Annotated in this window: 9 protein-coding genes; 5 read left to right on the top strand and 4 right to left on the bottom strand. The window is 65.5% G+C overall.

Annotation, left to right across the window (positions count from 1 at the left end; genetic code table 11):
* Positions 1-11 precede the first annotated feature (11 nt).
* Positions 12-1,217: an acyltransferase family protein gene (locus AC13F7_RS05725; protein ID WP_483000094.1), complete on the bottom strand. Its 1,206-nt coding sequence runs from the start codon at positions 1,215-1,217 to the stop codon at positions 12-14.
* A 175-nt stretch (positions 1,218-1,392) separates the two neighbouring features.
* Between AC13F7_RS05725 and AC13F7_RS05720 the strand changes: the two genes are divergently transcribed.
* The 5 genes from AC13F7_RS05720 to AC13F7_RS05700 all read left to right on the top strand — a co-directional run bounded on the left by AC13F7_RS05720 (position 1,393) and on the right by AC13F7_RS05700 (position 8,646).
* Positions 1,393-2,262 carry a LytTR family DNA-binding domain-containing protein gene (locus tag AC13F7_RS05720; RefSeq protein ID WP_482999535.1) on the top strand — a complete coding sequence of 290 codons (870 nt, stop codon included), beginning with the start codon at positions 1,393-1,395 and terminating at the stop codon, positions 2,260-2,262.
* 97 nt (positions 2,263-2,359) lie between these two features.
* Positions 2,360-3,485, top strand: a protein-coding gene (gene prfB / locus AC13F7_RS05715) for a peptide chain release factor 2 (RefSeq protein ID WP_179459037.1) whose coding sequence is annotated in 2 segments (ribosomal slippage) — positions 2,360-2,434 and positions 2,436-3,485 — 1,125 coding nt in all. Because the reading frame shifts where the segments join, the coding sequence is not laid out codon by codon here.
* Between the two features lie 126 nt (positions 3,486-3,611).
* Entirely contained in the window at positions 3,612-5,129 is a 1,518-nt protein-coding gene (lysS, locus tag AC13F7_RS05710) for a lysine--tRNA ligase (protein ID WP_121036697.1), read from the top strand.
* A gap of 201 nt (positions 5,130-5,330) precedes the next feature.
* The gene (gene rpfG, locus AC13F7_RS05705; protein ID WP_346470567.1) at positions 5,331-6,470 is read left to right on the top strand and encodes a cyclic di-GMP phosphodiesterase response regulator RpfG; all 1,140 of its coding nucleotides are present in this window, start codon (positions 5,331-5,333) and stop codon (positions 6,468-6,470) included.
* Position 6,471: 1 nt separating this feature from the next.
* Positions 6,472-8,646, top strand: coding sequence for an ATP-binding protein (locus tag AC13F7_RS05700; protein ID WP_482999534.1), 2,175 nt, complete (start codon positions 6,472-6,474; stop codon positions 8,644-8,646).
* A 62-nt stretch (positions 8,647-8,708) separates the two neighbouring features.
* Here the strand turns inward: AC13F7_RS05700 and AC13F7_RS05695 are convergent, their stop codons facing one another.
* The 3 genes from AC13F7_RS05695 to acnA form a co-directional block, all read right to left on the bottom strand.
* Entirely contained in the window at positions 8,709-9,578 is an 870-nt protein-coding gene (locus AC13F7_RS05695; RefSeq protein WP_482999533.1) for a crotonase/enoyl-CoA hydratase family protein, read from the bottom strand.
* Between the two features lie 158 nt (positions 9,579-9,736).
* On the bottom strand, positions 9,737-11,413 hold the full coding sequence (locus AC13F7_RS05690) for a long-chain fatty acid--CoA ligase (RefSeq protein ID WP_346470570.1): 1,677 nt from the start codon (positions 11,411-11,413) through the stop codon (positions 9,737-9,739).
* Positions 11,414-11,658: 245 nt separating this feature from the next.
* The gene (acnA, locus tag AC13F7_RS05685) at positions 11,659-14,415 is read right to left on the bottom strand and encodes an aconitate hydratase AcnA (RefSeq protein WP_482999532.1); all 2,757 of its coding nucleotides are present in this window, start codon (positions 14,413-14,415) and stop codon (positions 11,659-11,661) included.
* Positions 14,416-14,538 lie beyond the last annotated feature (123 nt).

Raw genomic sequence — 14,538 nt, 5'->3', positions numbered from 1 at the left:
GGCGATAATCCTCAGTCCTGGGGCACTGCCTGCGTGACCGACAACGCTCGCCGCTGCTGGCGCAGTCCGAAAAGAGGACGCAGCCAGCCGATGCGCCGGATCAGCACTTCGTGCAGCAGCAGGCAGCCCGCGACCGTCCCGGCCAAGACCAGCAGCGGCTCCCACCACGGCCCAAGATGCAGCGGCTTTAGCCAGAACAGCAGCGCGATGATCAGGCTCTGGTGCAGGATGTACCAGGGATACACCGCCTCGGTGCAGTACGGCAGCCAGCGGAATGGGCGATCCAGGTACACCTTGGCCCAGCCGAGCAGGGTCAGCAGCACGGCCCACAGGTAGAGCGACTGGCTGGCCATCACCTGCACCGTCCAGATGCTGTCCGGCCACTGCCGCAACAGGGAATCGGCCGGCAACACCCGCCCCAGGATGCGGATGCCGAAGTACCAGCACGCCGCAAAGACCGCCACCCCCAGGGTGAGCCGGCGCAGCTCGACCACGCGTGCCCAGAACGGGGTTGCGCGGGCGAGCAGATAGCCGGCCAGGAATACCGTGCCGTACTTGGCGTGCTGGTACCAATCGCCGAACAGCAGGTTGGTGGAGGGAAACCGGGGATCGAGCCAGGCCACCCAGCCGAAGGAGAGCAGCGAGGGCAATCCGATCAGCATCGGCGCCGGCGCCCGGGCGTAGCGCTCCACCGCGCGGCGCACCGCAGGGGTCTCCAGCACCGGCATCAGCAGCGCCAGCAGCAGTGTGTACACCCACAGGTAGGCCAGATACCACAGGTGGTTCCAGGTGATGCGCAGTTGCCACCCGGCGAACGTGTCCTGGGGCCAGGCAGGCATCTGCCAGTAGCGCAGCAGGAAGGCGCCGAAGCCGGGTTCGATACGTCCGTTGGTGAGCGCCTCGGCGTAAGGCTGGATCGGCACCACGACGAACATTCCGAACAGCAGCGGCAGCAGCAACCGCCACGTGCGCAGCACGGCAAAGCGCGCGATGTGCACCTCTGGGCGCATCAAGGCGATGGCGATACCCGAAAGCAGGAACAGCAGCTGCATCCGCCATCGGTTGACCAGCAGCATCGGCCATTGCAGCCACTCGGCGGTGTAGTCGCTCTTGAGATGGAAGCCCCAGCCATCCACGTAGGCCATGGCGGTGTGATAGAGGATGAGCAGGGCGAAGGCGAGCACGCGCAGGGCGTCGATGTCGTGGCGGCGTGGCATGGTCGGGACAGCGAAGGAAGGAGCGTCCACGTTGCGCAGTCGCTGCGCGGTCCGCCATGCCAAAGGGAGCTGCCGTCGGCGCCAAGTGACGAATGGCGGTCGCCAAGGGACGGGTGGGGCGCACTACCATGCGGGGATGAGACACCCTGACGACCCTTTGCAAATGGATGATTCAATGGCGAACGGACGTGCTGCGCGGTGGCGGCCGGGTGCGCGGATGCTGGTGTGGTCGGTGATCCTGTTGACCAGTGCGGTGGCCAATGCGCTGGTCGACGTCATGGACGCGGCTCGCCGTGGTGACGATCTCGGCCTGTGGCAACCGATGATCTGGGAGCTGAGCAGCGTCACGATGATCCTGCTGACGCTGCCGGTCCTGTGGTGGGGCTGCCAGCGCTGGCCGCTGCATGCCGATACCTGGAGGCGGCGCCTGCCGCTGTACCTGCTGGCCAGCGTGGCGTGGTCGCTGGTGCATGTCACCGGGATGATGGGGTTGCGCCATCTGGCCTATGCCGCGCTGGGCCATCACTACCAGGACGATGCCACCTGGCCGGTACGTCTGTTGTACGAGTACCTCAAGGATGTCCGGGCCTTCTTCACCTTCGTGGCGATCGAGCACTTTTTTAGCTGGTTCGGGCGGCGCCGGCAGGGCGAAGCGCATCTGCTGGCCGCGCCGGACGATGCTCCCCCGGTGGACGCCGTGGAGCGTCCGGAGCGGTTCCTGGTGCGCAAGCTGGGGCGCGACTTCCTGGTCGCCACCGGTGATATCGAGTACGCCCAGGCCGCGGGCAACTACGTCAATCTGCGGGTGCGCGGGCACGATTACCCGCTGCGCAGCACCATGGCCGCGCTGGAAGAGCGATTGGATCCGGGGATTTTCGTGCGTGCCCACCGCAGCTGGCTGGTGAACGTGCGTCACCTGGTCTCGATCGAGCCGCTGGACGGGGGTGAGGCCCTGCTGCACATGGACGATGGCGGCCGGGTGCCGTGCAGCCGCCGCCAGCTGCCCTCGTTCCGGCAGGCGCTGGCCGTGCAGGGGGCGGCGTGAGGCCAATGCGCACGGGGGGCGGCACCCTGCAGGCTTGGCCGGGCAGGCCCCGGATAGGCTATGATGGACAGTCTTTTCGCACGCATTAATCGCCGACATGATCGAGCTCAATCCTGTCCGCCAGCGCATCACCGATCTCACTGATCGCGTGCTCTCGCTCAGGGGGTATCTTTGACTACGACGCCAAGAAAGAGCGTCTGGAAGAAGTAACCCGGGAACTGGAAAACCCGGATATCTGGAACAACGCCGAGTACGCCCAGAATCTTGGCCGCGAACGCGCCAATCTGGACAAGACCGTCGGCGGCATCGCCACGATCCTCGACGGCTTGACCGAGTCGGGTGAATTGCTGGAGCTGGCCGAAAGCGAGCAGGACGAAGAAACCGCCCTGGCCGTGGTCAGCGACCTGGACAAGTACCAGAAGCACGTGGAACAGCTGGAGTTCCAGCGCATGTTCTCCGGGCAGATGGATACCGCGGCGGCCTTCGTCGACATCCAGGCCGGTGCCGGCGGTACCGAAGCCCAGGATTGGGCCGAAATCCTGTTGCGCATGTACCTGCGCTGGTGCGAATCGCGCGGCTGGAAGACCGAGCTGATGGAAGTCTCCGGCGGCGACGTCGCGGGCATCAAGTCGGCCACGTTGCGCGTGGAAGGCGATTACGCCTACGGCTGGCTGAAGACCGAGACCGGCGTCCATCGCCTGGTGCGCAAGTCGCCGTTCGATTCGGACAACCGCCGCCACACCAGTTTCACCTCGGTGTTCGTGTCGCCGGAAGTCGATGACAACATCGAGATCGACATCAATCCGGCCGACCTGCGTACCGATGTGTACCGTTCCTCCGGCGCGGGTGGTCAGCACGTCAACAAGACCGAATCGGCGGTGCGTATCACGCACATCCCGACCAACACGGTCGTGGCCTGCCAGACCGGCCGCAGCCAGCACCAGAACCGCGACAACGCGATGAAGATGCTGGCCGCCAAGCTGTACGAGCTGGAAATCCAGAAGCGCAACGCCGAGCGCGATGCGGTGGAAGCCACCAAGTCCGATATCGGCTGGGGCAGCCAGATCCGCAACTACGTGCTCGACCAGAGCCGCATCAAGGACCTGCGCACCGGCATCGAGCGCTCCGATACGCAGAAGGTGCTGGACGGCGACCTCGACGAATTCGTCGAAGCCAGCCTGAAGTCCGGCCTGGCCGTGGGTGCCAAACGCACCGACGCCTGACCGTCGGGGCCGCCACGCGCGGCCCCGATCCGTTGTGCCCGGGCCACGCCCGGTTTCGCATTCCGCCCCGACCATCGGCATGATGGCGGGGACCGTACCTCCCCCCGACATACATAGACCCACGCCATGAACGATCAGACCGCCGCGCCGCAGCCCCCCGTCGACGAGAACAGCCTCATCGCCGAGCGCCGCGCGAAACTGACCGCCCTGCGCGGGCAGGGCATCGCCTACCCGAACGATTTCCGCCGCGAGCATTTCGCCGGCACCCTGCAGGCCGAGTTCGCCGATGCCGAACAGTGGACCGCCGAAGCACTGGAAGCCAGTGACCGCCAGGTCAAGATGGCCGGCCGCCTGATGGCCAAGCGCGTGATGGGCAAGGCCAGCTTCGCCCAGATCCAGGACGAATCCGGCCGTATCCAGCTGTTTCTGCAGGGCAGCACCCTGGGCGATGCCTACACCGCCTTCAAGGGCTGGGACGTGGGCGACATCATCGCCGTGGAGGGTGGGCTGACCCGCACCAAGACCGGTGAACTGTCGGTCAAGGCCACCAGCATCCGCCTGCTGACCAAGTCGCTGCGCCCGCTGCCGGACAAGTGGCACGGCCTGGCCGACGTGGAGCAGCGCTACCGCCAGCGCTACGTGGACCTGATCGTGACCCCGGAGTCGCGCGAGGTGTTCATCAAGCGCTCGCGGATCATCCGCGCCATGCGCGCCTGGCTGGACAACCGCGACTTCCTGGAAGTCGAAACGCCGATGATGCATTACATCCCCGGCGGCGCCACGGCCAAGCCGTTCACTACCCACCACAACGCGCTGGATCTGGACCTGTACCTGCGCGTGGCCCCGGAGCTGTACCTCAAGCGCCTGGTGGTGGGTGGGCTGGAGCGCGTGTACGAGATCAACCGCAACTTCCGCAATGAAGGCGTCAGCACCCGCCACAACCCGGAATTCACCATGATGGAGCTGTACGAGGCCTACGCCACGTACACCGAAGTGATGGACCTGACCGAGGGTGTGATCCGTGACGTGGCCAGCAAGGTACTGGGCACCACCACGGTGGAATGGGACGGCGCCACGATCGATCTGGCCCCGGCGTTCCGCCGCTGGCGCATGGACGAGGCGGTCCGTCACCACAACCCGGAGATCAGTGCGGCTGACTGCACCGATCGTGATGCGCTGGTGGCCCACTGCGAGCGCCTGAAGATCCGCATCAAGCCGTCCTATGGCTGGGGCAAGCTGTTGCTGGAGATCTTCGAGGCCACGGTGGAGCACACGCTGATCCAGCCGACCTTCATCACCGATCACCCCGTGGAAGTCTCGCCGCTGGCCCGTGCCAACGATGACCAGCCGGGCTATACCGACCGCTTCGAGCTGTTCATCAACGGCAAGGAGCTGGCCAACGGCTTCTCCGAGCTGAATGACCCGGAAGACCAGGCGGCCCGTTTCCAGGCCCAGGTCACGGCGAAGGAGGGCGGTGATGACGAGGCCATGCATTACGACGCCGATTACATCCGCGCGCTGGAGTACGGCATGGCGCCGACCGGCGGCCTGGGCATCGGTATCGACCGGCTGGTGATGCTGCTCACCGGCAGCAGCTCGATCCGTGACGTGCTGCTGTTCCCGTATATGCGTCCGGAAAACTGAGACGTAGGTCCGGGCGTGCTTGGGGCACGTCCGGATGGGGGTTCCGCTCCCGTGGCCGCGCGAGTATGGTTTCTGCGTGGCCTCAGCGAGGTGCCAGGGCGTGATGGCCACGGACCATGACGGGTCGCAGGAGGTGCCTACATTGGCATCACACTGTGACGACGATCATGAACTGGGGTGTTCATGACGGGAGGCGGACCCATGCAAGGTGCCAGTGTCCAGAGCGGCGGAGTATCCTCTCCGCAGCATGTTCCAGTGTGGTCAAGGAAGAAGGCAGAAGCAGCCTTGAATATTGTCATCGTTGACGATCAGACGTCCGCGCGTACCATGCTGCGCCATGTCATCGAGGACATCGCGCCGGAACTGTCCGTGCACGACTTCGGCGATCCACTCACAGCGCTCGCCTGGTGCGAGTCGCATGCCGTGGATCTGCTGCTGCTCGACTACCGCATGCCGGAGATGGACGGGCTGGAGTTCGCCCGCCGTTTCCGACGCCTGCCCAAGCACCGCGACATCCCGGTGATCCTGATCACTGTGGTCGGCGACGAGCCGATCCGCCAGGCCGCGCTGGAAGCCGGGGTCATCGATTTCCTGGTCAAGCCGATCCGCCCGCGCGAACTGCGCGCGCGTTGCTACAACCTGCTGCAGCTGCGCCAGCAGTCGGAGAACGTCAAGCAGCGCGCGCTGTCGCTGGAACAGCGCCTGCTGGCCAGCATGCACGAGGTGGAAGAGCGCGAGCGCGAGACGCTCTCGCGGCTGGCGCGTGCCATCGAATTCCGTGATGCCGGCACCAGCGCCTACCTGGAACGCATGGCCCATGTGGCCGGCCTGATCGCCGAGCAGCTTGGGCTGCCGGAGGAAGAGGTCAAGCTGATCGAGATGGCCGCGCCCCTGCACGACATGGGCAAGATCGCCATTCCCGACGCGGTGCTGCTCAAGCAGGGCAAGCTGAGCGATGAGGAGCAGGCGATCATGCGCCGGCACCCGCGCATCGGCTACGAACTGCTCAGTGGCAGCCAGAACCGTTTCATCCAGGTGGGCGCGCTGATCGCGCTGCGCCACCACGAGCGTTACGACGGCAGCGGCTACCCGGATGGGCTGGTCGGTGACGCCATTCCGCTGGAAGCGCGCATCGTGGCCGTGGCCGATGTGTTCGATGCCCTTATATCACCGCGTCCGTACAAGGAAGCATGGACCATGGAAGCCACGCTGGCCTATCTGTACGCCCAGCGTGGACGGTTGTTCGATCCGCGCTGCGTCGATGCCCTGATGCGCGGCCGTCTCCAGCTTGAGGACATCTGCGCACAGCACTCCACTGCGTCATCCCGCCCGGGGATGTGATATGCGCCGTCTGTACCCGCGCCTGAAACAACGTCTGGCGCAACGCCCGGATTCCGAACACGGCCAGGCGATCGTGCGGATAGCGCTGATCACGCTGATCCTGATGTATGTGCTCATGCCTGGCCCGCGCCACGATCTGCCGCCGGCGCAGTACCACGGCGTACTGGCGATCGTCCTGACCGGGCTGACCCTGTCGCTGGGGCTGTTCGGGTGGCTGCTATGGCGCCCCGGGCGATCGGACGCGCGCCGGGTGGCCGGCATGCTGGCCGACTATGGCTTGATCGCGGCCGGCATGGTGCAGATGGGCGAGCCGCTGGCCTGGGTCTACATCGTGGTGATGTGGGTCACGGTCGGCAACGGCATGCGGTTCGGCAACAACTATCTTTACGTGGCCGTGGCGATGGCCATGGTGAGCTTTGGCAGCACCGCGCTGCTGACGCCGTACTGGGGGCAGAACGCGCGGCTGGCATTTGGCCTCTGGCTGGGCCTGGCCGCGGTGCCGCTGTACTTCTCCACGCTGCTGCGCCAGTTGACCCGGACCATGGCCGAGGCACGCCGTGCCAACGAAGCCAAAAGCCGTTTCCTGGCCAACATGAGCCACGAGTTCCGCACGCCGCTCAATGGTCTGTCCGGCATGACCGAAGTGTTGGCCACCACCAAACTGGATGAAGAGCAGCGCGAGTGCGTCAATACCATCCAGGCCTCCTCGCGCAGCCTGCTGGCGCTGGTGGAGGAGGTGCTGGATATCTCGGCCATCGAAGCGGGCAAGCTGCGCGTCAACGCCGAGGATTTCGCGCTGGCCGATGTGATCCAGGCCATCGGGCTGATCCTGCTGCCACAGGCGAAAGGCAAGCGGCTGGATTACCGGGTCAAGGTGGCCGAGACCGTACCGCCGCTGCTGCGTGGTGACGTCGGGCATCTGCGCCAGATCCTGCTCAACCTGGCCGGCAACGCAGTCAAGTTCACCGACCATGGCCGCGTGGAAATCCGTGTCGGCGTGCTCAATGCTGAATCCAACGGCGGCGTGCGGCTGCGCTTCGACATTCTGGACACCGGGATCGGTGTCGCGCCGGAGATGCGGCCGCGCCTGTTCGAGGCGTTCGAGCAGGCCGATGTCAGCATGGCCCGTCGCCACGAAGGCACTGGCCTGGGTACGACCATCGCCAAGGGCCTGGTCGAGGCGATGGGCGGGGAGATCGGCTACGACGACAACCCGCCGCAGGGCAGCCGTTTCTGGGTCGAACTGCCGTTCGCGCCGCCGCGCGTGCCGTTGGGCACCGTGACCCCGGCCCTGGTGGGGGATGGGCTGCCGGACAGCAACGGCAACGTCATCGCGTTCGCCGATCCGTTCCTGCGCCACCGCGCGCGCGTGCGCAGCATGCACATTTTGGTGGCCGACGACCATGAGGCCAACCGCATGGTGCTCCAGCGGCTGCTGCAGAAGGCCGGCCACAAGGTGTTGTGCGTCAATGGCGGCGAAGCGGTGCTTGATGCAATGGCCGAGAGCGATTTTGATGCGGCGATCGTGGACCTGCACATGCCCGGCATGAGCGGCCTGGACATGCTCAAGGAACTGCGGGTGATGCAGGCCGGCGGTGGGCCACGCACGCCGGTGCTGGTGCTCAGCGCCGATGTGACCCCCGAGGCGATCCAGCGCTGTACCCAGGCCGGCGCCCACACGTTCCTGGCCAAGCCGGTGGTCGCGGTGCGGCTGCTGGACGTACTGGCCGACATCGCCTCCAACGGCCAGCTCAAGGCCAGCGCACCGATCGTGCGCACCGCCACCGCCCTGGATGGCGTGCTGGATCCTGGTGTACTGGACGAGCTCGCCTCGCTGGGCATGGGCGATGGCTTCGAACGGGAGTTCATCCGCCAATGCCTGGCCGACGCCGAACAGTGCATGGGGGTGGCGCTGGCCGATGGCGAGCGCGGCGACTGGGTGCACTTCCGCGAGCAGGCGCATGCGATCAAGGGCGTGGCCAGCAACCTGGGCCTGGTCCGCGTGGCGAACCGTGCGGGCGATCTGATGCGGATGGCTGACTGGCAGCTCAAGAGCGAATGGCGCCAGCGCATGACCCTGCTCCAGACCGGTATCAAGGAAGGGCGACAGGCGTTGGACGCGCGTGCGCAGCGCAAGGGGCAGGGTCAAGCCGACGACGGCGGCGACATGCGCTGAGCGGGGAGCATAAAAAAAGCCCGGCGGCCGCCGGGCTTGAACAACACAGGGGAGGGGAGGACTCAGGCGACGTCGAGGGTCGCGCGGCGGGTCTGGGCCTTGATCAGGCGGTCCATCGTGCGCAGCGACTTGTCGCCCAGGGCGAGTGCGGAATCCACCCACACCTTGGTGATCTCCAGCAGTTCGTCATAGCGCACGGCCTGGGCCAGGTTGCGCGCGGCATTCATCGCCAGGTACGAGTGCGGAATGCGCTGATGCTGGCGGATCAGATCCTCCACGGCCTTGATGCCCTGACCCTTGGGCACCAGCACGTCGACCACGCCCATGGCGTACATCTCGTCGGAGGAATACACGCGGCCGTCCAGGATGATCTTCTCGGCCTGCTGCGGGGCCACGCGCTTGCACAGGAACGAGTAGGCGCCCATGCCCGGGAACAGGCCGAACAGCACTTCCGGCAGGCCCATGCCGCAGCCTTCCTCGGCCACGATGGTGTGGCAGGCCAGTGCCATTTCCAGGCCACCGCCGAGCGCGTCACCCTGGATCAGCGCGATCGAGCGTACGTCACCCCCGAAGCCGGTGTGCAGGTGGTGCACGCCTTCCACGCAGCGCTGTGCGTAGGTCAGCAGGCGGTCGCGGTTGCCCTCGCGGATGAGCCGGGTGAACAGGTCCAGATCGCCGCCCAGATTGTAGGCATTCGCATCGGAGGCCAGCACGAAGTGGCGCAGCTTGCCGCTGTTGCGTTCGGCCGGGGTGCGGGTGATCGCGCTCATGAAATTCCACATCTCATCGAGCATGTCCTTGCGGCAGCACGGGCGGATGCCGCTGGAGGCATCGGCGTGCATGTAGAGCCAATGGGCATCGTCGTTGCCGGTGGTCGCGGTGCGGATGGTGGCGTAGCGATGATTGACGGGCAGCTTTTCAATGGTGCTCATGGCAGTTTCCTCGGAGGCTGGCCCGCTGGGAGGACGGTGGGCGGCGGGCCTGACGGGTCCACACGCCGCGATCCTACACCCCCGGCATCTCACACCATGCAAAAGGCCCCCGCCGTTGCCGGCAGGGGCCCTGTGGACAGGCAACGGTTGGGCAGCCGTTACGGCGCGGGCGTATCGCGCAGTTCGCGGCGCAGGATCTTGCCGACGTTGGTCTTCGGCAGTTCCTTGCGGAACTCCACGATGCGCGGGTGCTTGTAGCCGGTCAGATTGGCACGCGCGTGTTCCTTGACCATCTCCGCGGTGAGGTTGGGGTCCTTCTTGACGATGACCACTTTGACCACTTCGCCGGACTTGTCATCGGGCACGCCGACCGCAGCGACTTCGAGCACGCCGGGCATCATCGCGATGACGTCTTCGACCTCATTGGGGTACACGTTGAAGCCGGACACCAGGATCATGTCCTTCTTGCGGTCCACGATGTAGAAGAAGCCCTGTTCGTCCATCCGCGCCATGTCGCCGGTGTGCAGCCAGCCCTCGGCATCCACCGCTGCGGCGGTGTCTTCCGGGCGCTGCCAATAGCCCTTCATCACCTGCGGGCCCTTGATGCACAGCTCGCCGACGTCGCCGGCGGGCAGGGTCTGACCGTTATCGTCCTTGACGCAGGCGTCGGTGGACGGAATCGGCAGGCCGATCGCGCCGTTGTACTCGGCCAGGCTGAGCGGATTGATGCAGGCGGCCGGCGAGGTCTCGGTCAGGCCGTAGGCCTCGACCAGGGTCACGCCGGTGACCTTCTTCCAGCGCTCGGCAACGGCACGCTGCACCGCCATGCCGCCACCCAGGGTGACCTTCAGCGAGGAGAAATCGATCTCGTCGAAGCCAGGGGTGTTGAGCAGGCCGTTGAACAGCGTGTTGACGCCGGTGATCGCGGTGAAGCGAGTGGCCTTGAGCTCCTTGACGAAGCCCTTCATGTCGCGCGGATTGGTGATCAGATAATTGCAGCCACCGAACTTCATGAAGACCAGGCCGTTCGCCGTCAACGCGAAGATGTGGTACAGCGGCAGGGCGGTGATGATCACCTCCTTGCCCATCTCGATCCCCGAGGCCGAGATCCACGCCGAGGCCTGCTGCATGTTGGCGACCAGGTTGCGGTTGGTCAGCATCGCGCCCTTGGCCACGCCGGTGGTGCCGCCGGTGTACTGCAGGAAGGCGACATCGTCGTGATCGATCTCGACCTTGGGCAGGGTGTGGCGGCTGCCGAGCTTGAGCGCCTGGTTGAAGCGGATCGCGCCGCGCAGGCTGTAGTTGGGCACCATCTTCTTGATGTACTTCAGTACGAAGTTCACCACGATGCCCTTGGCACCGAGCATGTCGCCCAGGCCGGTGGTCACCACCTGCTTGATCGGGGTATCGGCAATGACCTGCTGCACGGTGTCGCAGAAGTTGTCGACCACCACCAGCACGGCCGCGCCGGAATCCACCAGCTGGTGCTTGAGCTCGCGGGCGGTGTACAGCGGGTTGACGTTGACCACGGTCAGACCGGCACGCAGCACGCCGAAGGTCGCGATCGGGTACTGCAGGCAGTTGGGCATCATCAGGGCAACGCGGTCACCCTTCTTGAGCTGCAGTTCACCGAGCAGGTAGGCGGCGAACTGTTCGACCAGTGCGTCCGTTTCCCCGTAGGTCAGAACCTTGCCGAAACTGGAGTAGGCGGGGCGGTCGCGGAACTTGGCCACCGAGGTGTCGAAGACGGCCGAGACCGAATGGAACTCGTTGACGTCGATCTCGGCGGGTACGCCTTTGGGATAACTCTGCAGCCAGGGTCGTTCCAGACTCATATTCCCCCTCCAGGAAACGTGGATGATGTGATGCGATGACGGAGAGTATCCGTCGTTTCATGCCTCGGCAGCATACCGTCCCGAATGGAAAACGCGAAGGGCCCGTGAAGAACGGCCGCAGAGTGACTGCGGGGCGCGTTGTTTGCGACATGCGCGGTTCCTGCCCACGACCGTTGGTCGTGGGCTACCGGAAGGTCACGGCCGCAGGGGCGTGGCCCGGTATCGCCGGCACCGTGCCGGCTGGCTTACTTCTTCCCCGCCAGCTGACGCAGCACGTACTGCAGCAGGCCGCCGTGCTTGAAGTACTCCACTTCCTTCGGGGTCAGCAGCATCACATGCGCCTCGAAGGTCTTCCTCGTGCCATCGGCCTTGGTGGCGGTAAGGGTGGCCGACTTGCTGGCGCCATCCTCCAGGCCGGTGATGTCGACCACTTCCGAGCCGTCCAGGCCCAGGCTCTGCGCGTTCTCGCCGTTCTTGAACTGCAGCGGCAGCACGCCCATGCCGACCAGGTTGGAACGGTGGATACGCTCGAAGCTCTCGGCGATCACCGCTTTGACACCCAGCAGGTTGGTGCCCTTGGCCGCCCAGTCGCGCGAGGAGCCGGTGCCGTATTCCTTCCCGGCGAAGACCACCAGCGGGACGCCTTCAGCCTTATACTTGACGGCCGCATCGTAGATCGCCAGCTTCTGCGGCTCGCCGCCATCGTTCGGGAAGTACAACGTGTTGCCGCCTTCTTCACCGCCGAACATCAGGTTCTTGATCCGGATGTTGGCGAAGGTGCCGCGCACCATGACGTCATCATTGCCGCGGCGGCTGCCGTAGCTGTTGAAGTCGGCCGGCTGCACGCCGCGCTCCTGCAGGAAGCGGCCCGCCGGGGAATCCTTTTTGATGTTGCCGGCCGGCGAGATGTGGTCGGTGGTGATCGAATCGCCGAACAGACCCATCACCCGCGCGCCGTGCACGTCGTCGATGTGGCCGACGTCCATCGTCATGCCTTCGAAGTAGGGCGGGTTCTTGATGTAGGTCGAGCTGCCGTCCCACTCGTACAGATCGCCATCGGGGGATTTGATGGTGTTCCAGCGGGTGTCGCCCTTGAACACGTCGGCATAGTTCTTCTTGAACATCTCCGGCCCGATGGTCGCGGCGATCACGTCGCCGATTTCCTTGTTGCTCGGCCAGATATCGCGCAGGTACACCGGCTGGCCATCGCTGCCCGTGCCCAGCGGCTCGGTGGTCAGATCAATATCGGTGGTGCCGGCGATGGCGTAGGCGACGACCAGCGGCGGGCTGGCCAGGTAATTCATCTTCACTTCCGGGTGCACACGGCCTTCGAAGTTGCGGTTGCCCGACAACACCGAGGCCACCACCAGGTCACCGGCGGCGATGCCCGCGCTGACTTCGGTGGGCAGGGGGCCGGAGTTGCCGATGCAGGTGGTGCAGCCATAGCCGACCACGTAGAACCCGACCTTCTCCAGCTCGGTGAGCACACCGGCTTTTTCCAGGTAATCGGTGACCACGCGCGAGCCTGGGCCGAGCGAGGTCTTGACCCACGGCTTGCGGTCCAGGCCCTTGGCCGCGGCGTTGCGCGCGAGCAGGCCGGCACCGATCATCACCGCCGGGTTGGAGGTGTTGGTGCACGAGGTGATCGCGGCGATCACCACCGCGCCATCCTTCAGGCGGACCTTCTGGCCATCCAGCTCGACATCGCTGTAACCCTTGGCCAGCTGTTCGTTGCCGACCGCCGCGCCACCGCCTTCGTTGACGAACGTGGAGACGTCGTCGTTGCGCTTGTCACGGTTGGTGGTCAGGCCAACCAGGTTCTCGCGGTAGTTCTGCTTGACGTCTTCCAGCAGCACGCGGTCCTGCGGGCGCTTGGGGCCGGCCAGCGAGGGCTTGACCTCGCCCATGTCCAGCTCCAGCGTGGCGCTGTAACTGGCGTGCGCGGTGTTGGCGTCGTGCCACAGGCCTTGGGCCTTGGCATAGGCCTCCACCAGCGCGATCTGTTCCTCGCTGCGGCCGGACAGGCGCAGGTAGGTCAGCGATTCCTCATCGATCGGGAAGATGCCGCAGGTCGCGCCGTACTCCGGCGCCATGTTGCCGATCGTGGCACGGTCGGCCAGCGGCAGGTGCTGCAGGCCCTCACCGAAGAACTCCACGAACTTGCCGACCACGCCGTGCTTGCGCAGCATCTGGGTAACGGTCAGCACCAGATCGGTGGCGGTGGCGCCTTCAGGCATGCGGCCGGTCAGCTTGAAGCCGACCACCTGCGGGATCAGCATTGACGACGGCTGGCCAAGCATCGCGGCCTCCGCTTCGATACCGCCCACGCCCCAGCCCAGCACGCCGATGCCATTGATCATCGTGGTGTGGCTGTCGGTCCCGAACACGGTGTCCGGATAGGCCACCGCCTTGCCGCCCTTGTCCGCGGTCATCACCACGCGGGCCAGGTTTTCCAGATTCACCTGGTGGACGATGCCGGTGTTGGGCGGCACCACCTTGAAGTTGTCGAAGGCCTTCTGGCCCCAGCGCAGGAAGCCATAGCGTTCCTGGTTGCGCTGGAATTCGATCTTGCCGTTGAGGTCCAGCGCATCGGGTGTACCGAACACATCGACCTGCACCGAGTGATCGATCACCAGCTCGGAGGGAATCTGCGGATTGATCTGCTCCGGCCGGCCGCCGAGCTTGACCACCGCATCGCGCATCGCGGCCAGATCGACCACACACGGCACACCGGTGAAATCCTGCAGCACCACGCGGGCGGGCATGAAGGCGATCTCGATGTCCGGCTCGGCCTTGGGATCCCACTGGGCCACAGCCTGGATGTGGTCCTTGCCGACGGTCACGCCGCCATCCTCGTGCCGGAGCAGATTCTCCAGCAGGATCTTCATCGAGTAGGGCAGGTGGGAGATGTCGTATGTCTGTCCCAGCTTGGGCAGGCTGAAGTAGTCGTAGGTCGTGCCGCCGACGTCCAGCTGGCTGCGGGTGGAGAACGAATCGCTCATTGCAGAAACTCCTCTTGCGGATGGCTTGCGTTGGCCCGCCCGAGGCAGACCTGCTTGCGTTCGCCGCTGACCGGCAGGCCGGCGATCGTCCCGAGTATGAACGATTCAGCGCGGCGCCCACCT

Source organism: Stenotrophomonas sp. K-6 (assembly GCF_056861555.1).
Note: the sequence above shows the minus strand (reverse complement) of the source record. Positions and strands in the feature narration are given on the sequence as shown.

Excerpts from the sequence above, each read along its gene's own strand:
- AC13F7_RS05725 (WP_483000094.1), bottom strand. The coding sequence starts at position 1,217 with ATGCCACGCCGCCACGACATCGACGCCCTGCGCGTGCTCGCCTTCGCC.
- AC13F7_RS05720 (WP_482999535.1), top strand. The coding sequence starts at position 1,393 with ATGGCGAACGGACGTGCTGCGCGGTGGCGGCCGGGTGCGCGGATGCTG.
- lysS (WP_121036697.1), top strand. The coding sequence starts at position 3,612 with ATGAACGATCAGACCGCCGCGCCGCAGCCCCCCGTCGACGAGAACAGC.
- rpfG (WP_346470567.1), top strand. The coding sequence starts at position 5,331 with ATGCAAGGTGCCAGTGTCCAGAGCGGCGGAGTATCCTCTCCGCAGCAT.
- AC13F7_RS05700 (WP_482999534.1), top strand. The coding sequence starts at position 6,472 with ATGCGCCGTCTGTACCCGCGCCTGAAACAACGTCTGGCGCAACGCCCG.
- AC13F7_RS05695 (WP_482999533.1), bottom strand. The coding sequence starts at position 9,578 with ATGAGCACCATTGAAAAGCTGCCCGTCAATCATCGCTACGCCACCATC.
- AC13F7_RS05690 (WP_346470570.1), bottom strand. The coding sequence starts at position 11,413 with ATGAGTCTGGAACGACCCTGGCTGCAGAGTTATCCCAAAGGCGTACCC.
- acnA (WP_482999532.1), bottom strand. The coding sequence starts at position 14,415 with ATGAGCGATTCGTTCTCCACCCGCAGCCAGCTGGACGTCGGCGGCACG.